The organism is Nonomuraea sp. CX421, assembly GCF_059358955.1.
In genome coordinates this window covers 290791-316936 of the sequence record NZ_JCADBK010000004.1, presented here as the reverse complement: position 1 = coordinate 316936, position 26146 = coordinate 290791, and the positions used below count along the sequence as shown (strand labels likewise).

At 69.5% G+C, this 26146-nt stretch carries 29 protein-coding genes, 1 tRNA gene and 2 pseudogenes; 18 read left to right on the top strand and 14 right to left on the bottom strand.

Annotated elements, in window-relative coordinates; genetic code table 11:
* Nucleotides 1-40 precede the first annotated feature (40 nt).
* Genes AC5L3X_RS10200 through AC5L3X_RS10185 form a run of 4 tightly spaced genes read left to right on the top strand, consistent with a single transcriptional unit; the run spans nucleotide 41 to nucleotide 4373 of the window.
* The gene (locus AC5L3X_RS10200; protein ID WP_494856573.1) at nucleotides 41-1615 is read left to right on the top strand and encodes an N-acyl-D-amino-acid deacylase family protein; all 1575 of its coding nucleotides are present in this window, start codon (nucleotides 41-43) and stop codon (nucleotides 1613-1615) included.
* Between the two features lie 45 nt (nucleotides 1616-1660).
* A complete protein-coding gene (locus tag AC5L3X_RS10195) occupies nucleotides 1661-2737 on the top strand; it encodes an alanine racemase (RefSeq protein ID WP_494856572.1) in 1077 nt (358 codons plus the stop codon).
* A 37-nt stretch (nucleotides 2738-2774) separates the two neighbouring features.
* Nucleotides 2775-3155: a RidA family protein gene (locus AC5L3X_RS10190; RefSeq protein WP_189124722.1), complete on the top strand. Its 381-nt coding sequence runs from the start codon at nucleotides 2775-2777 to the stop codon at nucleotides 3153-3155.
* Between the two features lie 21 nt (nucleotides 3156-3176).
* Nucleotides 3177-4373, top strand: coding sequence for a hypothetical protein (locus AC5L3X_RS10185; RefSeq protein WP_494856569.1), 1197 nt, complete (start codon nucleotides 3177-3179; stop codon nucleotides 4371-4373).
* A gap of 9 nt (nucleotides 4374-4382) precedes the next feature.
* Here the strand turns inward: AC5L3X_RS10185 and AC5L3X_RS10180 are convergent, their stop codons facing one another.
* On the bottom strand, nucleotides 4383-4931 hold the full coding sequence (locus tag AC5L3X_RS10180; protein ID WP_189124720.1) for a TetR/AcrR family transcriptional regulator: 549 nt from the start codon (nucleotides 4929-4931) through the stop codon (nucleotides 4383-4385).
* Between the two features lie 4 nt (nucleotides 4932-4935).
* The gene (locus AC5L3X_RS10175) at nucleotides 4936-5553 is read right to left on the bottom strand and encodes a LysE family translocator (protein ID WP_494856567.1); all 618 of its coding nucleotides are present in this window, start codon (nucleotides 5551-5553) and stop codon (nucleotides 4936-4938) included.
* Nucleotides 5554-5656: 103 nt separating this feature from the next.
* On the opposite strand from AC5L3X_RS10175, the gene AC5L3X_RS10170 reads away from it, so the two are divergent.
* A complete protein-coding gene (locus AC5L3X_RS10170) occupies nucleotides 5657-8392 on the top strand; it encodes a helix-turn-helix transcriptional regulator (protein ID WP_494856566.1) in 2736 nt (911 codons plus the stop codon).
* A 4-nt stretch (nucleotides 8393-8396) separates the two neighbouring features.
* On the opposite strand, the gene AC5L3X_RS10165 is transcribed toward AC5L3X_RS10170, so the two are convergent.
* Nucleotides 8397-8783, bottom strand: coding sequence for a response regulator transcription factor (locus AC5L3X_RS10165; RefSeq protein ID WP_189124717.1), 387 nt, complete (start codon nucleotides 8781-8783; stop codon nucleotides 8397-8399).
* Nucleotides 8784-8897: 114 nt separating this feature from the next.
* On the opposite strand from AC5L3X_RS10165, the gene AC5L3X_RS10160 reads away from it, so the two are divergent.
* Nucleotides 8898-8969 (top strand) — tRNA-Arg (locus tag AC5L3X_RS10160).
* Between the two features lie 150 nt (nucleotides 8970-9119).
* A complete protein-coding gene (locus tag AC5L3X_RS10155) occupies nucleotides 9120-9284 on the top strand; it encodes a hypothetical protein (protein ID WP_494856828.1) in 165 nt (54 codons plus the stop codon).
* A gap of 102 nt (nucleotides 9285-9386) precedes the next feature.
* Here the strand turns inward: AC5L3X_RS10155 and AC5L3X_RS10150 are convergent.
* From AC5L3X_RS10150 to AC5L3X_RS10135, 4 genes and pseudogenes are all read right to left on the bottom strand, one after another.
* Nucleotides 9387-9446, bottom strand: a pseudogene (locus tag AC5L3X_RS10150) (hypothetical protein); the annotation flags it as partial.
* 52 nt (nucleotides 9447-9498) lie between these two features.
* Nucleotides 9499-10200, bottom strand: a pseudogene (locus tag AC5L3X_RS10145) (helix-turn-helix domain-containing protein); the annotation flags it as partial.
* Nucleotides 10201-10602: 402 nt separating this feature from the next.
* Nucleotides 10603-10920, bottom strand: a complete 318-nt coding sequence (locus tag AC5L3X_RS10140) for a hypothetical protein (protein WP_189124804.1) — start codon at nucleotides 10918-10920, stop codon at nucleotides 10603-10605.
* A 140-nt stretch (nucleotides 10921-11060) separates the two neighbouring features.
* On the bottom strand, nucleotides 11061-12065 hold the full coding sequence (locus AC5L3X_RS10135; RefSeq protein ID WP_494856563.1) for an ArsR/SmtB family transcription factor: 1005 nt from the start codon (nucleotides 12063-12065) through the stop codon (nucleotides 11061-11063).
* 438 nt (nucleotides 12066-12503) lie between these two features.
* On the opposite strand from AC5L3X_RS10135, the gene AC5L3X_RS10130 reads away from it, so the two are divergent.
* Nucleotides 12504-12782: a hypothetical protein gene (locus AC5L3X_RS10130; RefSeq protein WP_494856561.1), complete on the top strand. Its 279-nt coding sequence runs from the start codon at nucleotides 12504-12506 to the stop codon at nucleotides 12780-12782.
* A gap of 289 nt (nucleotides 12783-13071) precedes the next feature.
* Here the strand turns inward: AC5L3X_RS10130 and AC5L3X_RS10125 are convergent, their stop codons facing one another.
* Nucleotides 13072-13701: a TetR/AcrR family transcriptional regulator gene (locus AC5L3X_RS10125; RefSeq protein WP_494856559.1), complete on the bottom strand. Its 630-nt coding sequence runs from the start codon at nucleotides 13699-13701 to the stop codon at nucleotides 13072-13074.
* An 84-nt stretch (nucleotides 13702-13785) separates the two neighbouring features.
* Here AC5L3X_RS10125 and AC5L3X_RS10120 point away from each other — a divergent pair, with 84 nt between their 5' ends.
* A complete protein-coding gene (locus AC5L3X_RS10120; protein ID WP_494856557.1) occupies nucleotides 13786-14559 on the top strand; it encodes an SDR family oxidoreductase in 774 nt (257 codons plus the stop codon).
* Nucleotides 14560-14670: 111 nt separating this feature from the next.
* Here AC5L3X_RS10120 and AC5L3X_RS10115 read toward each other — a convergent pair whose 3' ends face one another.
* Both AC5L3X_RS10115 and AC5L3X_RS10110 read right to left on the bottom strand, forming a co-directional pair.
* Entirely contained in the window at nucleotides 14671-15378 is a 708-nt protein-coding gene (locus tag AC5L3X_RS10115) for a DNA alkylation repair protein (RefSeq protein ID WP_494856817.1), read from the bottom strand.
* A gap of 117 nt (nucleotides 15379-15495) precedes the next feature.
* Nucleotides 15496-15801 (bottom strand): hypothetical protein, encoded by a 306-nt coding sequence (locus AC5L3X_RS10110; RefSeq protein WP_494856555.1) that lies wholly within the window; start codon nucleotides 15799-15801, stop codon nucleotides 15496-15498.
* A gap of 106 nt (nucleotides 15802-15907) precedes the next feature.
* Between AC5L3X_RS10110 and AC5L3X_RS10105 the strand changes: the two genes are divergently transcribed.
* From AC5L3X_RS10105 to AC5L3X_RS10085, 5 genes are all read left to right on the top strand, one after another.
* On the top strand, nucleotides 15908-16357 hold the full coding sequence (locus AC5L3X_RS10105; RefSeq protein ID WP_494856554.1) for an ArsR/SmtB family transcription factor: 450 nt from the start codon (nucleotides 15908-15910) through the stop codon (nucleotides 16355-16357).
* Nucleotides 16290-16772, top strand: coding sequence for an SRPBCC family protein (locus tag AC5L3X_RS10100; RefSeq protein ID WP_189124710.1), 483 nt, complete (start codon nucleotides 16290-16292; stop codon nucleotides 16770-16772). Before AC5L3X_RS10105 ends, AC5L3X_RS10100 begins: the two co-directional genes overlap by 68 nt.
* Nucleotides 16759-17331 carry a TIGR03086 family metal-binding protein gene (locus AC5L3X_RS10095; RefSeq protein WP_494856553.1) on the top strand — a complete coding sequence of 191 codons (573 nt, stop codon included), beginning with the start codon at nucleotides 16759-16761 and terminating at the stop codon, nucleotides 17329-17331. Before AC5L3X_RS10100 ends, AC5L3X_RS10095 begins: the two co-directional genes overlap by 14 nt.
* A gap of 586 nt (nucleotides 17332-17917) precedes the next feature.
* Nucleotides 17918-19174 (top strand): formamidase, encoded by a 1257-nt coding sequence (gene fmdA / locus AC5L3X_RS10090; RefSeq protein ID WP_494856551.1) that lies wholly within the window; start codon nucleotides 17918-17920, stop codon nucleotides 19172-19174.
* Nucleotides 19175-19244: 70 nt separating this feature from the next.
* Complete coding sequence (locus AC5L3X_RS10085) at nucleotides 19245-20012, top strand: hypothetical protein (RefSeq protein WP_494856550.1); 768 nt, start codon at nucleotides 19245-19247, stop codon at nucleotides 20010-20012.
* Nucleotides 20013-20144: 132 nt separating this feature from the next.
* On the opposite strand, the gene AC5L3X_RS10080 is transcribed toward AC5L3X_RS10085, so the two are convergent.
* Entirely contained in the window at nucleotides 20145-21008 is an 864-nt protein-coding gene (locus tag AC5L3X_RS10080; protein WP_494856549.1) for an SAM-dependent methyltransferase, read from the bottom strand.
* Nucleotides 21009-21262: 254 nt separating this feature from the next.
* Nucleotides 21263-21577: a hypothetical protein gene (locus AC5L3X_RS10075; RefSeq protein WP_494856548.1), complete on the bottom strand. Its 315-nt coding sequence runs from the start codon at nucleotides 21575-21577 to the stop codon at nucleotides 21263-21265.
* A 21-nt stretch (nucleotides 21578-21598) separates the two neighbouring features.
* Between AC5L3X_RS10075 and AC5L3X_RS10070 the strand changes: the two genes are divergently transcribed.
* From AC5L3X_RS10070 to ppk2, 4 genes are all read left to right on the top strand, one after another.
* Nucleotides 21599-22594 (top strand): hypothetical protein, encoded by a 996-nt coding sequence (locus tag AC5L3X_RS10070; RefSeq protein ID WP_494856547.1) that lies wholly within the window; start codon nucleotides 21599-21601, stop codon nucleotides 22592-22594.
* Between the two features lie 9 nt (nucleotides 22595-22603).
* Nucleotides 22604-23128 carry a hypothetical protein gene (locus tag AC5L3X_RS10065; RefSeq protein ID WP_494856546.1) on the top strand — a complete coding sequence of 175 codons (525 nt, stop codon included), beginning with the start codon at nucleotides 22604-22606 and terminating at the stop codon, nucleotides 23126-23128.
* A 170-nt stretch (nucleotides 23129-23298) separates the two neighbouring features.
* Nucleotides 23299-24132 carry a glycerophosphodiester phosphodiesterase gene (locus AC5L3X_RS10060; RefSeq protein WP_494856545.1) on the top strand — a complete coding sequence of 278 codons (834 nt, stop codon included), beginning with the start codon at nucleotides 23299-23301 and terminating at the stop codon, nucleotides 24130-24132.
* Between the two features lie 93 nt (nucleotides 24133-24225).
* Nucleotides 24226-25251 carry a polyphosphate kinase 2 gene (ppk2, locus tag AC5L3X_RS10055; protein WP_494856543.1) on the top strand — a complete coding sequence of 342 codons (1026 nt, stop codon included), beginning with the start codon at nucleotides 24226-24228 and terminating at the stop codon, nucleotides 25249-25251.
* 43 nt (nucleotides 25252-25294) lie between these two features.
* Here the strand turns inward: ppk2 and AC5L3X_RS10050 are convergent, their stop codons facing one another.
* Both AC5L3X_RS10050 and AC5L3X_RS10045 read right to left on the bottom strand, forming a co-directional pair.
* Entirely contained in the window at nucleotides 25295-25660 is a 366-nt protein-coding gene (locus AC5L3X_RS10050) for a hypothetical protein (protein WP_494856542.1), read from the bottom strand.
* A gap of 138 nt (nucleotides 25661-25798) precedes the next feature.
* A complete protein-coding gene (locus AC5L3X_RS10045; protein WP_494856541.1) occupies nucleotides 25799-26128 on the bottom strand; it encodes a putative quinol monooxygenase in 330 nt (109 codons plus the stop codon).
* Between the last annotated feature and the right edge of the window lie 18 nt (nucleotides 26129-26146).

The window sequence follows — 26146 nt, the reverse complement described above, 5'->3', positions numbered from 1 at the left end:
CTGAAGCCGTACCGGCCGGACGATCGGGTTTAATCCTTGGGTGGCCTTCGATGTGATCATCAGCGGCGGACAGGTGCTCGACGGGACCGGCGCTCCGCCGTACCGGGCGGATCTGGCGATCACCGGCGACCGGGTCGCCGCCGTGGGCCGCCTCGACGGCGCCGAGGCGGCGACCGTGATCGACGCGAGCGGCCGGTTCGTGGCGCCGGGGTTCGTCGACTGCCACGCCCATGGCGACGCGGCGGTCTTCGACCCGGTGGTGCAGCTGGCGGCGCTGCGGCAGGGGGTCACGACGTTCGTGCTCGGCCAGGACGGCCTCTCCTTCGCGCCGGGCTCCGCCGCGACCGTCGCGTACGCGTCCCGCTACTTCGCCGCCGTCAACGGGCCGCTGACCGGAAGGCCGCTCATAAAGGACCCGCTCGTCGAGGGCCCGCTCGTTGAGGGCCCGCTGACCGTGGGGGAGTTGCTCGGCGGTTACGACCGGACCGTCCCGCTCAACACCGCCTACCTGCTCCCGCACGGCACCATCCGCTACGACGTGATGGGGCCGTCCCCTGCCGCGCCCACGCGCGACGAGCTGGCCTGGATGGTCGGCCACGTCGAGCGGGGGCTGTCGGAGGGCGCGGCGGGGCTGTCGAGCGGGCTCGAGTACCTGCCGGGCCGCTACGCCTCCGCCGCCGAGCTGACCGCGCTCTGCGAGCCGCTCGGCGGCCGCCCGTACGTCACCCACATGCGGGCCTACGGCGCCCAGGCCGGGGTGGGCATGGCGGAGGTCGTGGAGATCGCCACCCGCTCGGGCGCGGCCGCGCACGTCTCCCATCTGCACGGGCCCGCCGACGTGCTGCTGCCCCTGGTGGAGGACGCGCTCGCCGGTGACGTCGACCTGACCTTCGACACCTACCCCTACCTGCGCGGCAACACGATCCTGGCGATGGTCGTGCTGCCGCCCGAGGTGCCCGGAGCCGACACCGGCCGGGCTCTGGAGATGCTCGGCTCCGGCGAGCTCGACGACTGGTGGCCGCGGCTGGCCGAGACCTGGCCGCGGCTGACGATCTCGCACGCCCCCGGTCTCGCCTGGGCCGAGGGGCTGGGCATGGTGGAGGCGGCCGAGCGGGCGGGTGTCGCGCCGGCTGAGTTCTGCCGCCGCCTGCTCGTGGAGACCCGGCTGGAGGCGGGCTGCGTGACGGCCCGCCCCGACGAGGGCCCACAAGGGGAGGATTCTGTACGAAGGATGCTCCGCCACCCGTCGCACACCGGCGGCTCCGACGGCATCTACGTGGGCGGTCATCCGCATCCACGCGGGTTCGGGGCGTTCGCCCGGTTCCTTGGGCGGCACGTCCGGGAGCTGGGTGACTGGACCTGGGAGCAGGCCACGGTCCATCTGGCCTCGCATCCGGCGCGGCGCTTCGGGCTGGCGGACAGAGGGCTGCTGCGAGACGGGTTCGCGGCGGACGTGGTGGTGTTCGACCCCGCCACGGTGGCCGACCGGGCGACCTACGCGGCTCCGCGGCTGCCCGCGACGGGAGTCGAGGACGTGCTGGTGTCGGGTGTACGGGTGCTGGCGGCGGGCGAGCCCACCGGCGCGACACCTGGCCGAGCCCTCCGCCCCGCCTGATCGAAATTCGGGCGAGATAGGGTCATGCCCGACAAAGGGGGTGTCGTGCAGGGATCGTTCAAGCAAACGGTCTTCGAGGGAGGGCTCTCCTTCCCGCTGATGGTCGCGCGACGCGAGGCACTCGAACACAACATCGCCACTATGGCGGCCTTCGCCCGCGACCACGGCATGGAGCTGGCGCCGCACGTCAAGACGCACATGTCACGCGAGATCGCCGCCATGCAGCTCGGAGCGGGCGCGTGGGGTCTCACCGTGGCCACCACGCGGCAGGCCATGGCGGCCCGGGGCTTCGGCGCCACCCGCGTCATGGTGGCCAACCAGGTCGTCGACCCGGCCGGGCTGGAATGGGCCGCCGGCGAGCTAGCGCGCGACCCGGGCTTCGAGTTCCTCAGCTTCGCCGACTCGGTGACGGGCGTCGACATCCTCGCCCGGCACGCGTCGGCCCGGCCGTTCACCGTGCTGGCCGAGCTGGGACACGACGGCGGGCGAGCCGGCTGCCGGTCGCTGGAGCAGTTGCTCGACGTCGCCCGGCACATCCAGGAGACGCCCGGCGTCGAACTGGCCGGAGTCGCCGGGTACGAAGGCGCGCTGCGGAACGCCGAGGAGGTCAAGGCGTACCTCCGCCGGTTGCAGGACGCGGTCGAGCACCTGAGGGTCAGAAACCCCATTCTGTCGGTCGGCGGCAGCCAGTGGTTCGACGTGATCGGCCGCGAACTCGTCGCCACCCAGGCCACGATCGTGCTGCGCAGCGGCGCCTACGCCGCCCACGACGACGGCTACTACCGCGACCGCACCCCGTTCAACCGCGTGGCGGGCGAGCTGCGGCCCGCGCTCGAGATCTGGGCGCACGTGCTGTCCACGCCCGAGCCGGGCCTGGCGATCGTCGGCATGGGCAAGCGCGACGCCCCGTACGACGAGGGGCTGCCCATCCCCAGGCGCGAGGGCGTCACGGTCGTGGCGATCCAGGACCAGCACACGGTGGTACGCGCCGACGGGGTCCAACCAGGCGACCTGCTCGCGTTCGGCATCTCCCACCCGTGCACGGCGTTCGACAAGTGGCGCACGCTCCCGCTGGTCGACCGCGACTACCGGGTGGTCGGCGAGATCACCACGTACTTCTGAGACCCGCACCGTTGCACCCCTACCGATGAGGAGAACCATGAAGAAGGAACTGAAGACCACCGACGGCCCCGCCCCCAAGGGCTCCTACTCCCAGGGAGTGGTCGTCGGCGACTTCGTCTTCACCTCCGGCGCGTCCGGGGTCGACCCGCAGACCGGTGAGCTGGCCGGCGACGACGTGGTCGCGCAGACCCACCAGGTGATGCGCAACCTCGGCGCCATCCTCGCCGCCCACGGCCTCGGCTACGACGACGTGGTGAAGGCGACCGTGCACCTGCAGCACCTCAAGCGCGACTTCGACGCCTACGACGCGGTCTACAAGTCCTACTTCACCAAGCCGTACCCCGTGCGCACCACGGTGGGATCGGACCTCTTGGACATCCTCGTCGAGATCGACTTCGTGGCGCACAAGAGCACCTGACCAGAACTGTAAGGTCGGCTCGTGGACAGTTCGGTGTACGCCTTCGTCGAGGACCTGCGGGGCGAAGGCGTGGAGCGGGTGCTCGAGAGGGTCAGCGGATACGGCGCGGCGGGCGTCACCGTCGGCGTCGTGCACCACGCCTCACGCGACGTCACCCCCCACGGACTGTCCCGGCTGACCGTGCGCCACGACGGCGCCCACTTCCCGGTGCCCGCCGAGCTGTTCGCCGGGCTTCGGCTCAAGCCCACCCCCGGCCACGCCGACGCCCTCGACGGCGTGCGCCAGGCCTGCTCCGAGCGCGGGCTCAAGCTGCACGGCTGGACCGTCTTCCTGCGCAACGCCACCCTGGGCGGCCAGCACCCCGACGTGACCGTGCGTGACTGCTTCGGTGACCGCGGCTCGCTCACCGACCTGTGCCCGGCTCATCCCGACGTACGCGACTACGCCGTCGCCCTGGCCCGCGCCGTCGCCCGGCTCGGCGTCGACAGCGTGGTGGCCGAGTCGCTGCACTTCAGGCCGCTCAAGCCGCAGCGGTCGTTCGTGCCGCTGGGACCGATGGACGCCTACCTGTTCGGGCTCTGCTTCTGCGACTACTGCATGCGGCGCGCCACCGACCTGGGCGTGGACGCCGACGTGGCACGCGACGAGTGCGCCCGGATCGTGGGCGGCGTGCTCGACGGCGACGCTCCCGCGCAGGGCGAGGTGACCCGCGCCGCGCTGACCGCCTACGCCGGCCCCGACGTGGTGGCCTACGCCCGGGCCCGTTCCGAGACGGTGACCACGCTGGTGTCGGAGGTCGCGTCCGCGGTGGCCGACGAAGGGTCGAAACTCGTGTTCATCGATTCGACCGGAGCCGTCAAGGGCTACACCGACGGCCTGCCCACCCCCGGGCTCGCGGCCCACGACGCCTGGCAGCTCGGCGTCGACCTGGTCGCCCTGGGCGACCTGGTGCCCGCGTTCGGGGTGCTGGCCTACGCCCGCGACGCGGCCCGGGTGGCCGACGACGTCGGCGCCTACCTGCGGTCCGTGGGCAAGGACCGCGAGGTGCGGGCGGTGTTACGGCCCGGATTCCCGGACAGCGACTCGGCCGACCGGCTCGTCGCCAAGGCGCGCGGAGCGAAGGCGGCCGGGGCGATGGCGATCGACTTCTACGCCTACGGCCTGGTGCCGCATCCGGTCCTTGACCGCATCCCCGTCGCCCTCGCCGAAGTGCTCTGAGGCCCCGGGTCAGCCGGCCCCCACCCCGTCCAGGACCGCCGACACCGCCTCGGCCGCGAACCCGTCGGAGACCGGCAGCCCCCGGAACACCGCCCGGACCCACACCGCCCCGGCCAGCAGGTCGACGACCAGCATCGGGTCCACCGACCCGGCCAGCTCGCCGCGCCGTACGGCTCGCTCGAAGATCTGACGCTCGCGTACGAACCGGTCGACGAAGAAGCGGCGCCCGTCGAGCTCGGGATGGCGGACGGCGGCGCCGAGCGCGGCGACCGCGATGTCGCTGGCCGGAGGCTCGGTGAGCAGCCGCCGGACGCCCTCGACCAGCGCGACCAGGTCGCCCCGCAGGCTGCCCGTGTCAGGAGGCTCGAACCCCAGCACGTCGGCCTCCACCAGCGCCGCCCCGAGCAGCGCCGCCTTCGACGGCCACCATCGGTAGATCGTCGTCTTGTTGACGCCGGACCGCTCGGCCACGCCCTCCACGGTCAGCCCGTCATAGCCCTTCTCCGCGACGAGCCACAGCGTCGCGTCGAAGATCTCCTGCTGCTTCCTCGGCGCCATCTGGTCATTTTCTCCCGGCGAACGCGGCGAGGACGCCCATCCCCAGGTAGACCACCCCGCTGAAGTGGCGCAGCGCCTTCGCCCCGCCTGCCAGCCGGCTGCCCAGGGTGCCGGCCGTGAGCGCGTACGCGATGTCGGACAGCAGCCCGAGCAGCAGCAGCGTGACCCCGAGCAGCACGATCTGCAGCGCGGCCGACCCGGCGGCCGGGTCCACGAACTGCGGCAGGAACGCCAGGAAGAACAGCATGACCTTGGGATTGAGCACGTTCACCACCACGCCCTCCAGGAAGACCGCACGCAGCGGCTGCGGCCTCAGCGTCTCGGCCCGAGCCGGCTCCTTGGCGGTGAAGGCGCGGATCCCCAGGTAGACGAGGTAGCCGACACCCGCCCACTTGACGATCGCGAACAGCGTCGCCGATTTCGTGATCAGGTAGGACAGCCCCGCGGCGGCGGCCGCGATGTGCACCAGCGTGCCCGTCTCCACCCCGAACGCGCTGGCCAGCGCCGCCGCCCTGCCCTGCGTGAGACCTCGCGCGGCGATGTAGAGATGGTTGGGCCCAGGGATCAGCACCAGCGCCAGCGAAGCGGCCAGGAACGGCACCAACGTCGACCAAGAGATCATGAATCCTCAGCGTAGAACGGCTTTGGTCCGGTCATCAGAGCCAATCGACGCCTTTGTTTGTGGACCAATGGGAATGTCGGCAGAACATGGGATAGTGGCGGGCGTGAATGGTCTTCTCGTCGGGCGTGGCGCCGAGCTGGAAAGACTCGTGCGGGTGCTCGAGTCCGCCGTCGCGGGCACGGCGGGAGTCGCCCTGGTCGGCGGCGACGCCGGCATCGGCAAGACCAGGCTGGTGACCGAGCTGGCCGGCCGGGCCCGAGAGCTGGGCTTCCACGTGCTGGCCGGCCAGTGCGCCGAGCTCGGCGACACCCTGCCCTACCTCCCGCTGGCCGACGCGCTGCGCGGCGCCGAGCCCGCGGTCCGCGAGGCCGTGGCCGCCCACCCCATGCTCGGCCAGCTGCTGCCCGGTGTGGAGACCGCCCCCTCGTCGGGGCTCACCCAGCAGCGGCTGTTCGGCTCGCTGCTCGGGCTGCTGGCCGACCTCCAGCCGGTGCTGTTCGTCATCGAAGACCTCCACTGGGCCGACCGGTCCAGCCGTGACCTGCTGGTCTTCCTGAGCCGGATGGTGCAGACCGAGCAGGTGTGCGTGGTCGGCACCTACCGCACCGACGACCTCCACCGCCGCCACCCCCTGCGGCCCGTGCTGGCCGAGCTGAAGCGCCTGCCCACGGTGACCTCGATCGACCTCGGCCCGCTCGACACCGGCGAAATGACCGACTACGTGGCGACCATGGGCGAGATCGAGGCCGGGGAGCTGGGGGAGATCGTCGCCCGCGCCGACGGCAACCCCTTCTACGCCGAAGAGCTCTACGCCGCCCTCGCCGAGGGCGACAGCCTGCCCGACGGCCTCGCCAGCCTGCTGATGTCGCGCGTCGAAGTGCTGTCCGAGCCCGGACAGCGGGTGCTCAGGGCCGCCGCCGTGGCCGGCCGGCGCGTCGAGGACGACCTGCTGCGCGAGGTCTCCGGCCTGCCGCTCGACGCCTTCGAGGAGGCCGTCCGCGAGATCGTCTCCCGCGGCCTGCTCCGCGTCACCGGCCACGGCTACACCTTCCGCCACGCCCTGCTGCAGGAGGCCGTCTACACCGACCTGCTGCCAGGCGAGCGCACCCGGCTGCACGCCGCCTTCGCCCGGCTGCTCACCTCACCCGCCGAGCTGGCCCACCACCACCTGGCCGGCCACGACCTGGCCGGCGCCCTCGCCGCCTCTGCCGAAGCCGGCCGGCTGGCCGAGCGGCTCGGCGCGCCGGCGGAGGCGCACAACCACTATGACCAGGCGCTCAGCCTGTGGGAGCGCGTCGACGACGCCGCCTCGCTGGCCGGGGCGAGCCGCGTCCGGCTGGCCTTCCGCAGCGCCGTCATGGCCGCCGACAGCGGCGACAAGCACCGGGCCGTCACCCAGCTCCGCGCCCTGCCCCAGACCAGTGAGGTCAGCGAGCGCCTCGCCTACTACCTGATCGAGCTGGACGACCAGGACAGGGCCATCGAAACCGCCGAGCGGGCCGTCGCCACCGCCACCGGCCAGGCCGACCTGGCTCGCGCCTTGGCCACCCATGCCCGCACCCTCACCTGGAGCCCCCGCCACACCGAAGGCGAGCGACTCGCCCACCGCGCCCTCGACACCGCCCGCGCCGCCGGCGCCCGCGATGCCGAGGTCGGCGCACTGCTCACGCTGACCATCCACGCCGAAGCCCGAGGCGACCTGGCCCGGGCCCACGACCTCCTCGGCGTCGCGCTCACCGAGAGCACCGGAGATCTCGCGATGGACCTGCGAGCCCGGTTCCACCACGCCCGGATCCACTTCGAGGAGGGGGCGCTCCACCATGCGGCGGCTGCCGCCGACGAGGGCGTCCAACTGGCCTTCGAGAGCGGGCTCAAGTGGAGCACCTACGGCACCGACCTGCGCTTCCTGCGCTTCCTGATCTACTACGTGTCCGGCGACTGGGATCAGGCTGAGGCCGTGGCCGCGTCCTTCGGCGCCCGCGTGGGCACCTCTCCCGAGGCCGTGCTCTCGTCCTTCGCGCTGTTCCTGGAGGTGGGCCGAGGGCTGCCGGCCGTCGAGAGCCGCCTCGAATGGCTGCGCCCGTTCTGGTCCGACACACTCGCCTCCTACATCTCGCGCGGGCTGGCCGCCGAGCACGCCCTGTGGAAGGGCGACCCGGCCGCCGCCCTCGATCACGTACGCGCCGTGCTCGACGACCTGGTCCCCGGCGAGCCCGGCACGCTCCGCGTCGCCGCCATCGGGCTGTGGGCGCTCGCCGACCTCGGGATCACGGAGGGAGCCGACGAACTGGCCGAACGGGCCCGGTTCGCCGTCACCCACGGCACGGCAGGACATGGCAGCCGACTGGGCCCCGAAGGTCAGGCCTGGGCCCTGCGGGCCGAAGCCGAATGGCACCGGGTCCACGGGCGGCTCGACCCCGACCTGTGGCGGGCCGTGGTGACGGCGTTCGACTTCGGCTTCGTCTACGAGACGGCCCGAGCCCGCTGGCGGCTCGCCGAAGCCCTGCTGGCGACCGGCGACCGCGACGGCGCCCAGGCGGAGTGGGAGCTGGCCAGGGAGACGGCCGGCAAGCTACGCGCCGTGCCGTTGGAGAACGCCCTGGCGGAGTTCGCCAGGAGAGCCCGCTTCGCCGGCGGGCAAGCGGACGGGGGCCTGACGGCCCGGGAGATCGAGGTGCTGCGCCTCGTGGCCGAGGGGCTGACCAACCGGGAGATCGCGCAACGCCTGTTCATCGCCCAGAAGACGGTCAGCGTGCACGTGTCCAACATCCTCGGCAAGCTCGACGCCTCCACCCGCACCCAGGCCGCCGCCGCGGCCCGTCGGCGCGGGCTGCTCTGATCCGTTACGTGCTCGCGTCCGCGGCCAGGTCTCGTACGACCTGGATGAGCTCCGCCGGATCGAACGGCTTGGTCAGGTAGGCGTCCACGCCGATGCCCCTGCCGCGCCTCTTGTCGTCATCCTGCGCCCGGGCCGTGATCAGCACCACCTTGATGTGGCTGGTGGCCTCGCCCATGCGCAACCGCTGGGCCGTCACCCACCCATCGAGGCACGGCATCATCACGTCCAGGGTGATCACATCGGGCATGACGTCGAGCACCCGCTCGAGGCAGTCCTGCCCATCGGTGGCCGTCGCGACCTCGAACCCTTCCAGGCTCAGGTTGACCGCGATCAGCTGACGGATGACCTCGTCATCGTCCACTACCAGTACTTTGCCAAGAACCTCGCCCACGGCGGCAAAGCTACCCGTAGTGGCGCGGTCACGTGCGGTTTTCCAGGATGTGTGATCGGAGGTTTATCGCGTGACGAGTGGTGGCCTGATGCTGGTAGCCTTGTCACACGTTGAGCCCCCTTAGCTCAGGGGATAGAGCACCGGCCTCCGGAGCCGGGTGCGTAGGTTCGAATCCTACAGGGGGCACTCTGTGATGTATCAGGACATCGGAAACCCTCGAACCTACGGGTTCGGGGGTTTCGTCGTTTTGGGGTTTGCCTGGGGTTGGTAGTCGCGGGTGGGGTTGATGGTCAGCTCGCGCAGGAGTTCTCCGGTGATGGCGTTGACGACGCGGACGTGCAGATCGTCGACGAGGAGGATGACGTGGGTTCGGGCGTGGGTTCGTCCGATGCCGATGTGGTGGAGGCGGCCGTTGACGCGCAGGGTGACGACGCCGGAGGGGTCGATGCGGTCGTGACGTACGCGGGCGTGGGTGTCGGTGTCGCGGTTGCCGTCAGGTAGCGCCTTGGGCAGGGCGCGGTAGACGGCCGCGGGTGTGGCGCGGTGCGGCAGGGACCGGTGCGGGCGGTGGTGGTTGTAGGCGTCGGCGAAGCGGTCGAGGAGGGCCTGCAGGTCGGTGAGGGTGGCCGGCTGGTCGGGCTGGGCGCGTAGCCAGTTCTTCATGGTCTGCTGGAAGCGTTCGACCTTGCCGCGGGTGGTGGGGTGGTTGGGGGCGCGTGTTCTTCTGCCGCACGTGCAGGCGGCGTAGGTCGTGTTCGAAGGCGTTGCGGCCGCCGCGGCCGCCGGCCAGGCGGGTGGTGAAGACCATGCCGTTGTCGGTGAGGGTGGAGGCGGGCACGCCGTGTGCGGTGACTGCGGCGCGGAAGGTGTCGCGCACGATCGGGCCGGTGACGCGGGCGTGCGCGGTCACCGACAGGGCGTAGCGGGAGTGGTCGTCCAGCCAGGACAGGATCTCGGTGTCGGTGCCGTCGGCCAGCCGGTAGTGGGTGAAGTCGGCCTGCCAGGTCTCGTTCGGTTGCGCGGCCTCGAAGCGGATGTAGGACGAGCGGGGACGTTTCTTCGGCTTGGGGGTTACCAGCCCGCGACGGGCCAGGTGGCGGCTGATCGTGGCTCGGGACACTGTCCGCCCGTGATGCTGCCGCAGGTGCCAGGCGATCGTGTCCGGTCCGGCGTCCAGCCCTTGGTCGGTGAGTTCCTTGCGGAGCCGGACGATCAGCTCGACGGTGTCGGCGTCGATCGCGTTCGGCGAGGTGTGCGGTCGTCGTGACCGGGGCTCGAACGCCGCCTCGCCCTCGGCCCGGTAGCGCGCGAGGAGCTTGGACACCCAGCCCTTGGACACCCCGTAGGCGCGGGCGACCTCTGCCTGGGAGCGTCCTTCGACGATGACGGCGGTGATGACAACTCTGGCCTTGGACACACCGCCCACACTGTTGATCGCGGTGGTTGCCTATGTCCCGAGACACACCCTGGTGAAGTTTCCTATGTCTCGCGACATGGGTTTCCTATGTCCTGAACCAGCACACTACAGGGGGCACTCGATCTTGACCGGCGGTTCCGGCCGCTGACCAGGACGAACATCGTACGAACGGGCGGGCCTTCAGTCTCACGGAGGCCCGCCCGTTCTCGTTGACGCTCGCTAGCTGTGGGCCAGTGTGGGCAAGAATGGAGCATTCCTCCGGGCCTCGCAGAGATGACATGGGTCAGCAGGGCCGTCGGATCAACAGTCGCTGATCAGTCGTCGGCGGTCACGATCAGGGGGATCAACCGACAGTCGCATGGGGTCACGTCCACGGACGTGGTGTATGGAGGGTCCGTGTGATCAGCGCGGGCGGCTGAGAGCGGCCTCGGCCAGATCCGTCCACTTCTCGGCCGAGGAGTGAGGCACGACCACCCAGTCCTTCACCACCCTGCCCTGGCCCGTCGGGTCGAACAGGGACGCCCCGGCCAGCTGGAGCGCGGCCGTGTACTCAGGGGTGTCCCTGACCAGCCGGAAAACCATCGCACCGTCGCGCTGCAGGCTCGCGAACACCTTCCCCGCCTGGTTCTTGAGCGCGGGCCTGCCCATCATCCTGGAGACCCCCACACCCAGATCGGCCAACTCGGCGCCGACCTGCTGGAAATCCTCTTCCGCGCTCATCGTCATCTGATCGCCTCGACCTCGCCTGCCTGCAGCACAGCTATCAGCTTAGTAGTCGGCGATCAAGGGCCTGACCTCGCCAGGAAGGTACAGATGCGATCACGTCGTTGTTCGGCACCCGCAGCCGTTCCCACCGCAACCTACGGGAGCAGTGCGTCGGCGTTGGCCTCCAGGAGGGCGCGGCCGAGGTCGGTCAGGTGATGCAGCGTACGGTTGTGGTCGCGGTGGCTGAAAACCAGGCCGGAGTGCCGCAGTACGGTCGTGTGCTCGCTGGCCGAGGCCAGGGAGATGCCCAGGTGGCGGGCCAGCACCGTGGTGCTCGTCTCCTCGCGGGTGCCGACGGCCTCCAGCACCGCGGCCCGGGTCGATCCGATCAGCGCGCCGAGCGCCGCCGGCACCCCCGAGGCGCGCGACGGCACAGCCTCCGGCCCGCGTACCGCGGGGTAGACCAGCACGGGCGGCAGGTCCGGGTCGAGCATCGTCAAAGGGCCGCTCACGCAGAAGTACGTCGGGATGAGCAGCAGTCCTCGGCCGTGCAGGTGAAGCTCCTGGTCGCGATGCCCAGGGATGCGGAGTTCGCCCGAGGACCAGGTCATCATCGGCCGCAGGCTCGTCAGCAGTCCTTCCACGCCGTCGGCGGCCAAGGCTGAGGCACGGATCCGGCGCTCCCTCTCAAGGGCGGCGTCGACGCTGCGCCGATAGGGCAGGACGATCAGCTCGTAGCAGATCCGCATGGCCTCGGTCAGGTCGGTGAGCATGGCGGGCTCGCCGTCGGCCACGCGCCGCGCGTTCGAGGGCAGCCGGCGCGTCGCGGCCAGGCGGCGGACGTCCCGCTTGAGCATCGTGACAGGGGTGCTGCGCAGCGCCTCGATACCCTGATCCAGACCGTGGATCGCCTTGCTGGGGTTGAGGAAATCGGGGAAGTAGCCCACGTTCGGGGTCAGGGCCAGCAGCAGGTTCAGCATCTCCCCGAGTTTCGCCTGCCGTACCGTCCGGCACGCTTCCCGGCGCCACGCGGTGAAAAGCAGATCGCCTCGCTGCGGCCTGAGCATCTGCAGGCCGAGCACCAGTTCCCACAGCGGATCCGGCCCGGTGGCGATTCTGGTCCGCGCGATGTCATCACTCGTGAAATAGATCCTGAGCATGAGCGGGGCCCTCCGATGCAGGGTGCCGGACTCTCTTACTCTTTCGGGTGACGTTTGCCGTTCATCAGCATTCTGAATGACGTTCGCCGTTCATGTGCTGTTGGCGCGTTCCAGGCCCTGACCTGCCCGGAGCTGGGTGTTTCGGACACAACCGAATGACATCGACAACGGCGTGGGCCCGGCTCACGATCCCAGGAAGAAACCGGGGTCCGCAATCGAGAGGGTATGACAATGCGTTCGATCATTCGGCTGGCAGGGGCCCTTTGCCTCGCGTTTCCTCTTTTCGCGCCCAGCCCGGCTGTCGCGTCCGGCGCCGCCGACTCCTGGCATCGGGATCCCATCCCGTACACGCTTCACGCGGGCTCCGTGAATGGCGTATGGCGGAATGTCGCCCGCCTCGGCGAGGGGGAACTGTACTGGACCGACTATGGGGCACGGGTGACGGTCTCGTTCTGGCTCAAGGACTTCGCCACGGACGGATACTGCGCGGCAGGCTGGGTCGACGAGTACAGCTACGAACCCGTGCAGACGCACACCCGTCTGGAGTGCAACGGCGTGGACAAATGGGTCTCGGTGAGTCTCCCGTCCACCGGGCAGCGCATCTGCATGATCACCGTACGGGTGGGACGCCAGAAGAGCAGCGGAGCTCTCCCGCCCAGCAGCGCCGGCCCTTACTACACAACGGTGGGCAGCTGGAACAACCGCGACGGGTGCTGACGGCGGTCCGACTCCGGCACGAATTCGGCCCTCGATGGCTGCGAGCTCGGCGACCCCGGCGGCGCCGAGCTCGGTGGCGGGCGTCAGTTGCGGCGGTACGTGGCGAAGCCGATGCCGAGCTGGGCGCGGCGGGATTCATCGGCGGCGTATCCGGCGAGACTCACGGCGTCCGACTATTCGGCCGGTCTCCGCTCGTCATGCTGCACTCTCTTGCCATGACCCGTGGTCTTAGCAACCCGTTGAGCACTGAAGCGCGTGGTGGATGACCTTGGCCACTTGAGGCTGTGGGTCAGCTTGGCGGACCTGGCCCACGTCTCGGCCATGCGGCCAGGGCCAGTTCGGCGATGTCGGAGAGTTCGGTGGCGTCGGCTCCGTCCCGGGCGCGCTGCGACATTCCTTGGATGACGGCGGCGAAGTAGCCGGCCAGCGCACGGGGATCGGCGTATGGGGGTAGTTCGCCGTCCTGCTGAGCGGTGCGCAGGCGGTCCTTGAAGACCGCGAGGTTGGCGTTGCGCAGATCGCGCAGGAACGCTGCTATCTCGGCGTCCTGGACGGTGACGTTGGTGGCGGCGGTGATGGTCAGGCAGCCGGCGGGGTGGGAGGGGTCGGGGTAGATCGTCGCGGCCTCGCGCAGGATGCGAGCGAAAGCCTGGTAAGCCGTGGGCTCCTCGTGGAGGGCGACGCCGATGAACGCGCCGACGGGCGAGCGAGCATAGGCGTGCACGACCTCCTTGAACAGCGCCTTCTTGCCGCCGAAGGCGGCGTACAGGCTGCCTGGCCGGATGCCCATCGCCTCGGTGAGCTCGTTGAGCGAGGTGGCCTCGTAGCCGTGCTCCCAGAACAGTCGCGTGGCTGCGGCGAGTGCCACGTCACGGTCGAACGTGCGCGGACGGCCCCGTGCCGTGCCTGCTTTACTCATGCGTCACATTCTAGAGCGTTCACTCAAAAAATCATGCTAGCGTGATTGTTGAGCAATCACTCAAGAAACAGGAGGTGGCACATCATGGGCGGACGCAGGCTGGACGACAAGGTGGCGCTGGTCACCGGCGGCAGCAGGGGAATCGGGCGGGCCATCGCCGAGCGGCTCGGCCGGGACGGCGCGGTCGTGGCCGTCGCCTTCGCCCGTGATCAAGCCGCGGCCGACGAGGTCGTCCAAACAATCGGCAAGGACGGCGGCCGGGCGTTCGCGATCCGGGCCGAGCTGGGCAGGCACGGCGACGCGGCCGCCCTGTGGGCCGCCTTCGACGCCCAGACCCAACGGCACTCGCTCCGGGCGGGCGTCGACATCATCGTCAACAACGCCGGCATCGGCCGCAGCTCAGACCTGGCCTCGCTCACCGAAGAGGAGTTCGACGAGGTCTTCGCGGTGAACGTCCGGGCACCGTTCTTCATCGTGCAGCAGGGGCTGAGCCGGCTGCGCGACGGCGGGCGGATCATCAACATCTCCAGCGGCGCGGCCCGCCTGGCCATGCCGGAGATCATCGCCTACAGCTCCACCAAGGGGGCCCTGGACACCTTCACCCTCAACCTGGCCAAGCAACTGGGCCCGCGGGGCATCACGGCGAACTCGGTGGCCCCCGGAATCGTGGATACCGACGTCAACGCAGGATGGCTGCGCGGCAACGCGGAAGCCGAGGCGCACGCCGCGTCGCTGGCCGCGCTGGGCCGGGTCGGGCAGCCCGAAGACATCGCCGACATCGTGGCATTCCTTGCCTCCGGCGAGGCTCGCTGGGTGACCGGCAGGGTGATCGACGCGACCGGTGGTGCCGGATTGTGACCCTCTTCTCGGGTGGGGCCCACTGAACGGTCAGTCCGTCGGCAGCGGCGTCAGAACCCGCATGTCGACGTACTGACGAATGCCGGCAGTCGGTACGGCGGCCCACGCTCGCTACATCGAGCCGGGGCTCCTGGCGGGAGCCATGGCCGCGCCGGTCGGCAGGGGTGTCTGGCTCTCATCGCCATGCTGTCGGCGCACGATCTCGTTGATCCAGATGGGTGCGAACGGCGACGTGCAGCCCGGCGAAGTCGGGTAGTCCTTGAGCACCTCCAGGCGCTCACCGATGTCGATCGCACGGGCGCGGTGCTCGGCGTACTCGATGCCGATCTGAGCCAGGCAGTGGTTCATCGCCCACTGCAGGCGATCCGGGGCGTCCTTCATCTCGGCCTCGATGACGTCGAGCAGTCCTGCGAGGTCGAGGCCGTCGGGCTTCTTCGCCACGCGTTCGGTGGTCAGTGCCCAGCCGGCGCTCGCGACCACTGGATCCGCATCGGCGGACCAGACCTGGCGCAGCTCCTCGGCGTGCGGGTTCTTCTTCACCACGTAGTTCACGAGCCAGTCGTGCACCTTGGGTGTGCGCGCCTCGCGCATCATGGCGTCCAACTCGTCACGCTCGAACGCCTTCGGACGGCAGATCAGGGTCGCCAGCAGTCTCGCCGCGGTGTCACCCGTCTCCCAGAGCCGGCACGCGAGCTCCTGCCGCGTCTTCAGCCGCTTCGCGAGCGCGCGCAGCTTGCCGAGGTTCACACCGTGATCGTCGCCGTGTTTCTCGTTCACCTCGCGTATCTTCGGGTCCTCGAGCTCGGCCAGCTCGGCCATCACCTCGACTACGGTCGTCTCGGTCACTCCGGCCTCCCGTCCGTCACGCGCGGGATTCAGCCTACGACGGAAGTCGGCCTCCTGTCGTACCCGCCGGTGCGGCATCGGATGGTGTGATCAACGGCGGCGGGTGGCGCGTACGACGACGTCGTGGAGGGGGACGGCTTGGTCGCCGTGGCCGGTGAGTGTGCGGAGGTGTTCTTCGGCGGTGACGATCTCCCACTCCGTGTCGTTCAGGCGCGCGGTGATGGACGTGGAGGTGGCCGCCGCTTCGGCGGGAGGGTGGTGCCCGTGGCCGGTAGCGTCCTGGGTGTGCGGGTGCCCCACGATGAGCAGCGTGCCGCCGGGGGCCACCCAGCCGGCGATGCCACGGTCGGCATCATGCTCTGACCGCCCCGGACCTCGGGCCTGATGAATGCTCACGTGGCAGCAGCCGGAAAGCCGATGAACGAGCCTGGCAGCCGAATGGAGGATCCCCGAGTCGGTGGGGACATGCTCGAAGCAGCGCTTTCAACCGCTGGGTTGACCGATGGGCGGCCCACGGTCTACGGTCCTTTCAACCGTTGGGTTGAAAGTAAGGGAGACGACCACGGACACGCTGTCCCGGGTCTTCGCCGCCCTCGCCGATCCGACTCGGCGCGACATGGTGGCCCGGCTCGCCGAGGGCGACGCGACTGTGAGTCAGTTGGCTGAGCCGTACCGGATGACGCTGCAGGCCGTCTACAAGCACCTGCGGGTGCTCGAGGACGCCGGGCTCGTCAGCCGGCCGCGAGGGCCGCAGCCCCGGCCGGTGCGCCTGGAGGTCCAGGCCCTCGACCTGATGGACACCTGGATCGAGCGCCACCGGGACCGCGTCGAGCAGCGCAACCGCCGCCTTGACGCCGTCCTGGCGGAGATGAACGGAGAGGAACATGGACAGGTTCACGGAGACGGTCATCGAAGTCGACCCGAAGCTGCCGATCATCCTGACAACACGTGACTTCGCGGCGACGCCCGAGCAACTGTTCCGCGCCCACACCGATCCCGAGTTGTTCGCCCGTTGGGTGGGCCCCCACGCCCTGGCCACCCGGATCGAGCACTGGGACGCCCGTACCGGCGGCAGCTGGCGGTACGTCTCGGCGCAGGACGGCACGGAGTACGGCTTCCATGGCTGCTTCCACGAGGTGAGGCCGGACCGCATCGTGCAGACCTTGACGTACGAGGGCGATCCCGACGGAGTCACGTTGGAGACGTTGTGGTTCGAGGACCTGGGCGGCGGCCGTACCCGCCTGCGGACGCAGGCGTTGGTCGACAGCTTCGAAGGCCGCGACGCGTGGCTGCGCAGCGGTATGGAGATCGGTGTGAACGAGGGTTACGCGAAGCTGGAGAGGATGCTCGCCGATGGTGCTGTCTGATCACCCGGCCGAGCGGCACCGGCAGGTCGCCGGGCTGTTCACGGACCGGGTCCGAGGTACCCGGTCCTGGGACGCGCCGTCGCCGGTCGCCGGTTGGGCCGCCCGCGACGTCGTGCGTCACCTGACCGAATGGTTCCCCGGGTTTCTCGCCTCCGGCGCCGGCATCGAGCTGCCCCAGGGAGCGTCGGTGGATGAGGACCCGGTCGCCGCGTGGCAGGTGCACTGCGACGGCGTGCAGGCGGTGCTGGACGACGCGGCGACGGCGCACCGGGAACTCGTCAACCGACACGTCGGCAGCCTGCCTGTGGCGGCCGCGATCGACCAGTTCTACACCGTTGACGTGTTCATGCACACCTGGGATCTCTCCAGGGCCACCGGCCAGGACGACCGGCTGGACCCCGAGTTCTGTGCTCGGCTTCTCGCCCAGATGGAGCAGATGGAGGAGGCTCTGCGCGCTTCCGGCCAGTACGGTGCCCCGGTCGAGGTGCCCGCCGGTGCGGACGCCCAGACCAGACTGCTCGGTTTCATCGGCCGGGACCCGTTCTGGGCAGGGCGGTGAGCCGGACTCCGTAACAGGGAGACTCGGGGGCGCTGACCCCTCACCCGGGGCTTCGGGCATGCACAGCTGGCAGGTACGTTGCATGGGTTTTGCCTAGGGACTCAGCGAACTGCCTTACTCCGCGAGCAAGCTTGGCGGAAGTGAGATCGATTGCAGCTCATTCGCGCGTTAAGTTGCATATGTATCCGGTTCTGAGGCTGTTTCCCCAGGTCACGTCGATAGAGACGTCGTGGCCTGGGGAGGCTTTTGTTGGAATTCGCGCGAAGGGCGTTTGCTATGGCGAGATATGGCTATCGCTGTCCGCACTGCTCCGACATTGATGCTGCCTTTCCGATCGGCAGCGCACCGGCTGATATGCCGTGCCCGGACTGCGGAGCGACCTCGGTCCGGGTGTTCTCGCCGCCGATGCTCACGCGCACTCCGGCTGCCGTGTCGGCTCAGTTGCGACGCGCGGAGCGCAGCGCCTCCGAGCCCGAAGTCGTCACGTCCCTGCCACGGCGCCGCGCCGTGGGGGCGGTGGCCACCCATCCCGCCACCAGACGCCTGCCGCGCCCGTGACCGTCCCTGTGCCGAAAGGAATCCAGCCGTGCCAGAGCTGATCTTCCCGCTCGACTCGACCAAGAAGTTCACCGACCAGGCCAAGATCGGTCACAACCGTTGGCATCCCGAGATCCCGCCGGTGGCACGGGTCAAGCCGGGCGACAGCTTCCGGGTCCACTGCCGGGAGTGGTTCGACGGCGCGATCCACAACGACGACTCCGCCGAGGACATCCGTGACGCCCCGCTGACGACGGTGCACGCGCTCAGCGGCCCGTTCGCGGTCGAGGGGGCCGAGCCGGGCGACCTGCTGATCGTGGACATCCTGGACGTGGGGCCCATTCCGCAGGAGGACAGCGGCCCGCTGGCCGGCCAGGGCTGGGGCTACACCGGCGTCTTCCCCACCAAGAACGGCGGCGGGTTCCTCACCGAGCAGTTCCCCGATGCCTACAAGGCGATCTGGGACTTCTCCGGTCAGGAGGCCACGTCGCGTCACATCCCGGCGGTGTCGTTCATCGGCATCGTCCACCCCGGCCTCATGGGCACCGCGCCGTCGGCGGAGCTGCTGGCGAAATGGAACTCCCGGGAGGGCGCGCTGATCGCCACCGACCCGCAGAGAGTGCCGCCGCTGGCCCTGCCCCCCGAGCCTCAGGACGCCGTCCTCGGGTCGGTGCCCTCGTCTGAGTTCGACCGGGTCGCCGGCGAGGCCGCCCGCACCGCGCCGCCCCGGGAGAACGGCGGCAACCAGGACATCAAGAACCTGACCCAGGGCTCCCGCATCTTCTACCCGGTGTTCGTCTCCGGCGCGAACCTGTCGGTCGGTGACCTGCACTTCTCACAGGGCGACGGCGAGATCACCTTCTGCGGCGCCATCGAGATGGGCGGCTTCATCGACCTGCACGTCGACCTCATCAAGGGCGGCATGGAGACGTACCGCGTCGGCGAGAACGCCATCTTCATGCCGGGCCGCACCGCCCCCCAGTACAGCGAGTGGCTCGCGTTCTCCGGGACGTCCGTCACGCTGGACGGCGAGCAGCGCTACCTCGACTCGCAGCTGGCCTACCAGCGCGCCTGCCTGCACGCGATCGACTACCTGACGACCTTCGGCTACAGCCCTGAGCAGGCGTATCTGTTGCTCGGCGCCGCGCCGATCGAGGGTCGGCTGTCGGGAGTGGTGGACATCCCCAACTCCTGCGCCACCGTCTACCTGCCCACCGCGATCTTCGACTTCGATGTCCGTCCCGGCACGTCCGGCCCGGCCCGCGTGCCCCAGGGCACCAGCGCACCGCACGCCAGCTTCGGCTGAACCGCCGACGGGCGGGCACCTGGCCCGATCGTGCCCTGCCCGTGACCCGTCTTCGGCATGATCACGTCTCATGAAGAAGACGATCACGACCCTGGTGGTCTGCGGCTCCCTGTTGGTGGCCGTACCCGCCGAGGCGGCCCCCGTTCAGGTTGTCCCTGTTCAGGCCGTTTCCATAGATCCTGTCCGAGCCCTGAAGGGCAAGCTGGCCACCGGGCGAGGGGTGCGCTTCACCGAGACCACCACCCTCTCGGGCGAGGACGAGACCAAGGTGCAGAGCCGTAAGGGCACCTTCCAGTTCAACGCCAAGGGGCTCGCGGGCTCCGACATCGTGGCCACCTCGGATCTGGGACGCGAGCGGACCATCACCGTTGGCAAGGTCGGCTACACCTCGGGCGGCGTGTGGAAGGACCGGTTGCCGGCGGGCAAGACCTGGCTCAAGAGCCGCGGCTCGTTCGGCGGCGGCGCCGGTTACCGCGGGCAGGTCATCAACCCGGTCGAGCCCAAGACCCTGGCCGCCCTGATCAAGAAGGGCAAGCTGACCAGGAGCGCCATCACGGGGAAGATCACCTTCAAGGAGCTCGACAAGGTGTCGCCCTGGTTCGCCGGGTCGATCCCGCTGCGCATGCACGACGACACGAAGGTCTCCTACACCCTCACGCTCACCTCCGCCGGGCTCGTGAGCAAGGTGAAGAGCTCGTACGCGGCGACGGGGATATTCGACGTGAACGGTCACGACGGCAAGACCATCACCATCGAGAGTCGCTTCACCGGATGGGGCACCAAGGTGTCGATCAAGGCGCCGAACCCCAAGTCGGTGACCACCAAGATGATCGACTGATCGACTCGTTCAGCTGCTGTCGCCCGTAGATCTTCGAGGTCTTGACGGAACACGAAGGAGCCTGCCCGTTTGTCGCTGGGCGGCCCCTCTCACGTTCGATCGGATTCGAACTGACGTACCGATCGCCGGCGATCAGGCCGGATGCGGGTCCGGCTTGCGGGCGACGCCACCCACCAGGGTGTGGTACGTGATGCCCTGCGCGGCCTGGTCGCCGGGGCCGGGCCGCCACTCGGCCACCGGCACCAGGCCGGGGTCGAGGACCTCGAAGTCCCCGAAGTAGGCGAGGATCTCGGCGTGGAAGCGCCAGCGGCCGGTGCCCAGGTGCTCGTTGAACAGCTTCTCGGCCGACGCCGCCTGCTCGGCGATCTCGGGCCGGGCGGCACCCGGATTGTGGAAGTGGGAGATGGCCAGGTAGCTGCCCGGAGGCAGCGCGTTCCTGAGCCGGGCGGCGATCCCCTCGGGGTCCTCGGCGTCGTTGAGATGATGCAGGATCGAGAAGAGCAGCAGGGCGACGGGTTGCGAGAAGTCGACGAGCCGGCGCAGCTCCGGGTGGCTCAGGATGTCGTCGGCCTGGCGGATGTCGGCCTGGATGACCGTCGTGGTGTCGTTCTTGGCCAGCAGGGCGCGGCCGTGCACGAGAACGATCGGGTCGTTGTCGACATAGACCACCCGCGCCCGTGGGTCCACGCCTTGGGCGATCTCGTGCACGTTTCCCTGGGTGGGGAGGCCCGAGCCGATGTCGACGAACTGCCGGATCCCCGCTTCGGCCGCCAGGTGGCGCACGACCCGGCGGAGGAACTCACGGTTGGCCCGCGCGGCCTCGGGGGCGTCCGGCGCGATCTGGAGGGCCATCTCGGCGACCTTGCGGTCGGAGGCGAAGTTGTCCTTGCCGCCCAGCATGTAGTCGTAGACCCGCGCGATGCTCGGCTTGCTGATCTCGATGCCGGCCGGAGCCCGGTCCTGTGCGCCTTCGGCCGAGCTCAGATCTTCGGACATGATTCTTCCTCCTGCTCGATCGCACACTGACCGATCGACAGCGATCTTAGTCATCTTCTATGGCGATAAATCAAGATTTCTTCCGTTCTAGCTGGAATTAGCGAGAAAATCAGATCTCTGGCAGAAATTAGGAAGAGGTAGAACTAGCGTCCTTGTCATCCGATATCGGCTTTTATGTCATATTCGGGGTGCCAGGTCGGTCTTGATCTAGAACGATACGGCTGGAAGGGTCTCGGCAGCGGATGACCCGTTATCTACGATGGACCGGTACTCGGGGCGGTGATGATGAAGGCGTCCGGCTTATTCCTTGCGCTGATCTTCGGCGTGCTGCTCGCGACGACATACGACGGACCGGCCACCGAGGTGGGAGGGTCGCCTCCGGCCCAGACCATGCCGGTGTCGCCTTCCGCTTCCCCTGTGCCGGTGACCGTTCCCGTGCCGACGGTGACGGTGACGCGGATCGCGCAGCCGCCGCCTCGCGACTCCGGGACGCTCAGTGTCGGGGACGGCGTGCTGATGATGATCTGCGCCGCCGCCGTGACCTTCGCCCTCTCGGCCTGCTGGGCCACGTACGCGAGGAGGGACTCCTGGTGAGTGTGGTCGTGGCGGTCACCTGCCTGCTCGTCGCCGTCGCGGCGCTCGGCATCGTGCTCCGGTTCCGCAACGAGGTCGGTCTCTTCCAGAGGGACCTCGACCAGGTCAAGGACAAAGAGGCGGCGAGGAGCGAGGCGCTGGAGAGCCAGCGGTCCGCGCACCACGAACTGCTGGACAGGCTGGGCGAAGTGCGGGACGAACTCGCCGTTCTGAGAGATTCCCAGGATTCGCGGATCGCGAGCGTGCTGGACCGGCACATGGCGGAACGAGGGTTCCGCGAAACGCTCGCGGCGGGCGCCGCGGAGGTGGGCGCGACGGTGGCCGTGGAGGTCCGGGGACTGGACCACGCGCACGAACCCACCGTCGTCCAGTACGTCGAACGATTCTTGGAAGCCCTTTCACCGGTGCGGATAGTGCCGAAGGCGGCGAGGGCGAATTCCTGGAGAGTCGGATATCTGGTCGAGTTCGCCGCAGGCCAGACATTCGACAGCATTCGGCAGCGCCTCTCGGAGGCACTGCCCGCCGCGGGCGGAGAGGATGACGGCACGGATGCCTCCATCGCCCTGCGGCGGCTGCTCGTCGCGATCCGAGCCACCACGGTGACCATGTACGTGGGTCCCCTCGCGGCCGTCGCGGAGAGCGGCCGGCTGACCGTCGCGTTACTCGACCGCGAGGAGCTCCGGTCCTTCGTGGCGGAGGACACCATCGGCGACGTGGCACGCACCCGGACCTATCTGGAGAGCCTCGCTCCGGGCCGTGCCAGGGACCTCGCCGACTGGACGGCGAGCCGGGACCCCGCTCCCAGAGGTCATCCTTACCGCATGGACCTGGGGGAGCGCCCCGCCTCAACCGACCTGATCCCGCCGGTCAGGGATGACCGTCCCGAGAGGGATGACCGTCCCGGCAGGGGTGGCCGTCCCGGCAGAGGTGGCCGTCCCGGGCCTTATGAGCCGCCGGGCTCGCGTGACGACTTCGGGCCGGATGGGCGGTAGGAGGGTGTGATGGGTGCGATCCTCGCGCAGGTGAGCAGCACGATCGCCGCTCTCATCGCCGCCGCCGCGGCCATCTCGGTGGCGTACTTCGCGCGCAGGCAGATCCGGGTGGAGGCCGACCGCGCCCATCGACGGGAAGTCGAAGGCCGGGCGGCCCAGTTCGAGCACGAGAGGCAGACTCGCCTCTACGAGGCCCGGTCCAGCGGGTACGCGAAACTGCTGGCGGCGCTGCACGACACGCAGGAGGCGTTGATCCGCTATCAGCAGGCTCCGGCCGACGAGGCGCGGACCGCGTGCGACAGCACGTTGATCGCGCTGGGGCTCGTCAGGGCGGAGGTCCGGCTGATCGCGAAGCCCGAGACCGATGCGAGAGCCAACGAGGTGTGCAGGTCGCTGACCGCGGCGGTGGCCCACGCGCTGAGCGGAGGCCGGCGGCCGTCCGGGCTGGACCGGGATCTCAAGCCTCTTCTCGACAGCATGCGAGCGGATCTGGGCAGCGACGGAGACCTTCCCGAACAACGCCGACCCCACTGACGCACGCCAACGCGCTGTGAACCCGGCAAAGAGTTGGTGCGGATGTGGGCAGTGTGTCGGATGAATCATCGCTTTGCTGGCGTTAGTGGGCACCCTCCTACATAACTCGACATAGGACGCATTGTCAGACTCGGGTTACCGACCGTCACAGGCCACGCCCGAGGAGGGACATGTACCGCCAGCTCAGTGCCGTGGGAACCGCCGTCCTGACCGCCCTGGTCGTCATGACGGGGACCGCGTCCGCGTCGCCGCGCGAGGTCGACACCATCGCGCATCGGGGCGCCTCCGCGTACGCGCCCGAGAACACGCTCGCGGCGTGCGCCGTGGCCCGGATCCAGCGGGCCGACGTGTGCGAGTTCGACATCCAGCAGACCAAGGACCACCAGCTCGTCCTCATGCACGACGCCACGCTGACCCGTACCACCGATGTCGAGAAGGTCTTTCCCCGGCGTTCGCCGTGGCGGGTCTCCAACTTCACGCTCGCGGAGATCCAGCGGCTGGACGCCGGCTCGTGGTTCTCCTCGCGGTACCGGGGCGAACGGGTGCCCACGCTCGGCCAGGCCATGCGGGCGCTGCGGAACACCGAGATCGGCCTGCTGCTGGAGATCAAACACCCGCCGGACAGCCCGGACATCGACCAGCGGGTGGCCGCCGAGCTGCAGGACGCCCGTGCCTGGTGGGGGCGCAAGCGGCTGGCCGTGCAGGCGTTCGACTGGCGCTCGATGCGGGCCTTCCACAGCATGGTGCCCCATGTCCCGATCGCGCTGCTCGGCAAACCGGCGGCCGATCGGCTGCCCGAGCTGGCCCAGTACGCCAGCGGGATCAACCTGCCGCACCGCGACCTCACCCCCGGATACGTCGAGGACGTCCACGACCACGGCATGCGGGTCTTCACCTGGTCGACGAGGAGGCCGCCCGTGATCCGCCGACTGATCTCGTACGGCGTGGACGGCATCATGACCAACAAGCCCGACCGGCTGGAGAACGTGAAGCGTCAGCCGTGACCGGCCCCACGGCTCACCCGGCGAAGGTCCGGAAGGGGGCGCAGCGTGGCCGATCGGGGGTGTCGAGCACGGCGGCAGGGGTAGACGGGCGGCGTGGACAACACCGACAGTGGCGCGGGCCCGGGCGAAGAGCTCCTGGTCACCAGCATGAACGGCGCAAAGATGGAGGCGGCCCCCGCCGAGCTGCTCGACACGGCGGAGGCGCCCCCTGCCGAGCTGCTCGACGACCTCTCCGACCTCCGGGTGATCGACGACGATGACGACGATCCGGTCCTGGTCGACCTCGACGGCCGTCCGTACGACACCTGGCGCGAGCACTACCCCTACCGGAGCCGGATGGACCGCGCCGAGTACGAGCGGACCAAGCGGCTGCTGCAGATCGAGCTGGTGAAGCTGCAGTACTGGATCAAGGACACCGGGGTCCGGCTCGTGGTCCTGTTCGAGGGGCGCGACGCGGCGGGCAAGGGCGGCACGATCAAACGGTTCCAGCAGCATCTGAACCCCCGGGGCGCGGCCGTGGTGGCGCTGGACAAGCCCAGCGAACGCGAGAGCACCCAGTGGTACTTCCAGCGCTACATCGCCCACCTGCCGTCGGCGGGGGAGATGGTGTTCTTCGATCGCTCCTGGTACAACCGCGCGGGGGTCGAGCGGGTGATGGAGTTCTGCACCCCGCGCGAATACCTGGAGTTTCTGCGTCAGGCGCCGCTGTTCGAGCAGATGCTCGTCGAGGACGGCATCCAGCTGGTCAAGTTCTACTTCTCGGTCTCGCGCGGCGAGCAGCTCACCCGCTTCGTCATCCGGTCGATCGACCCGGTCCGGCGCTGGAAGCTGTCACGGATGGACCTGGCGTCCCGCCAGAAATGGGACGAGTACACCGACGCCAAGGAGGACATGTTCCAGCACACCGACACCGACTACGCGCCCTGGACGGTGATCAAGAGCAACGACAAGAAACGCGCCCGGGTCGAGGCGATCCGGCACGTGCTGAGCCTGTTCGACTACGAGGGCAAGAATCACGAAGTGGTCGGGGTGCCCGATCCGCTCATCGTCCGTACGGCCGCCGACGTCCTCGACGAGGACCGCGACTCCTACCCCGGCTCGCCCCGGCCCGCCGGGTAGCGGCCTCGGAGGGGCGGCCTGCCGCCTCGTGCGAGGCGAGCCGTCAGGAGTGGACGGCGCGGATCTCGGTCACGGCGAAGTCGTCGACGATGTGCCGGTTCTGCAGGAGGAACCCGACCACGCCCGCCACCGCCTCCGCGCCCAGGGTGGCCCGCACCTGTCCGCTCAGCAGGTAGACCAGGGGAGTCGAGGGCTGGTCGAGCGCGAAACGGTGGCCGTGGCGGTGGACGTCCTGCAACGCCCTGATCGGGATCGGCCGCCTGGTGGTGAACCAGGCCGCGACCTCCCACAGCGGCAACTCCGGATCGGCCTCGGCGGTGGCGTCGTAGCAGGTGACGCAGCCGTGGCCGGCGTGCTGGCCGTGCGGGCAGGTCCACTCGACGAGGTCGGCCGGGCTCAGGGCGCTCAAGATCGCCGCCTTGGTCACGCGGCGGCGCACGCGCGGTGGCGGGTCCTCGAACGGGTAGTTGTCGTTGACGATGATCGGATCCCTTCGCGCCCATGTGCCGACGCATCCGAGCCTAACCCCGAGCCACAGGGGAGCGGTCTAGCGCTCCGGCACGGCCATCTCGCCGAGGAGCGACCAGTCGTCCTGCGGGACGTTGACGTTGACGATGCGCGGGGTCTCCGCCAGGTGGGCCGGGAGGGTCCGCCGCGCCTCGGCGAAGTGCTCGGACCCGACGTGGGCGGCTCCGGCCTCGTCGTCGCGGAACGCCTCGACCAGGACGTACACGTCCGGCTCCTCGACGCTGCGCGACCAGTCGAACCACAGGCACCCGGGCTCGGCGCGGGTCGCCCTGGTGAAGTCGGCAGTGATCTCCGGCCACCGGTCGGCATGCTCCGGGAGAACGCGGAACCTCGCGGTAATGAAGATCATTGACACACTCCTCCGGCT

Coding starts and splice junctions, on each gene's coding strand:
- AC5L3X_RS10100 (WP_189124710.1), top strand. CDS start 16,290: ATGGACAGGTTCACGGAGACGGTCATCGAAGTCGACCCGAAGCTGCCG.
- AC5L3X_RS10095 (WP_494856553.1), top strand. CDS start 16,759: ATGGTGCTGTCTGATCACCCGGCCGAGCGGCACCGGCAGGTCGCCGGG.
- AC5L3X_RS10105 (WP_494856554.1), top strand. CDS start 15,908: ATGGGCGGCCCACGGTCTACGGTCCTTTCAACCGTTGGGTTGAAAGTA.
- AC5L3X_RS10065 (WP_494856546.1), top strand. CDS start 22,604: ATGGGTGCGATCCTCGCGCAGGTGAGCAGCACGATCGCCGCTCTCATC.
- AC5L3X_RS10120 (WP_494856557.1), top strand. CDS start 13,786: ATGGGCGGACGCAGGCTGGACGACAAGGTGGCGCTGGTCACCGGCGGC.
- AC5L3X_RS10125 (WP_494856559.1), bottom strand. CDS start 13,701: ATGAGTAAAGCAGGCACGGCACGGGGCCGTCCGCGCACGTTCGACCGT.
- AC5L3X_RS10060 (WP_494856545.1), top strand. CDS start 23,299: ATGTACCGCCAGCTCAGTGCCGTGGGAACCGCCGTCCTGACCGCCCTG.
- AC5L3X_RS10080 (WP_494856549.1), bottom strand. CDS start 21,008: ATGTCCGAAGATCTGAGCTCGGCCGAAGGCGCACAGGACCGGGCTCCG.
- AC5L3X_RS10190 (WP_189124722.1), top strand. CDS start 2,775: ATGAAGAAGGAACTGAAGACCACCGACGGCCCCGCCCCCAAGGGCTCC.
- AC5L3X_RS10115 (WP_494856817.1), bottom strand. CDS start 15,378: ATGGCCGAGCTGGCCGAGCTCGAGGACCCGAAGATACGCGAGGTGAAC.
- AC5L3X_RS10140 (WP_189124804.1), bottom strand. CDS start 10,920: ATGAGCGCGGAAGAGGATTTCCAGCAGGTCGGCGCCGAGTTGGCCGAT.
- AC5L3X_RS10045 (WP_494856541.1), bottom strand. CDS start 26,128: ATGATCTTCATTACCGCGAGGTTCCGCGTTCTCCCGGAGCATGCCGAC.
- AC5L3X_RS10180 (WP_189124720.1), bottom strand. CDS start 4,931: ATGGCGCCGAGGAAGCAGCAGGAGATCTTCGACGCGACGCTGTGGCTC.
- AC5L3X_RS10175 (WP_494856567.1), bottom strand. CDS start 5,553: ATGATCTCTTGGTCGACGTTGGTGCCGTTCCTGGCCGCTTCGCTGGCG.
- AC5L3X_RS10085 (WP_494856550.1), top strand. CDS start 19,245: ATGAAGAAGACGATCACGACCCTGGTGGTCTGCGGCTCCCTGTTGGTG.
- AC5L3X_RS10135 (WP_494856563.1), bottom strand. CDS start 12,065: ATGCTCAGGATCTATTTCACGAGTGATGACATCGCGCGGACCAGAATC.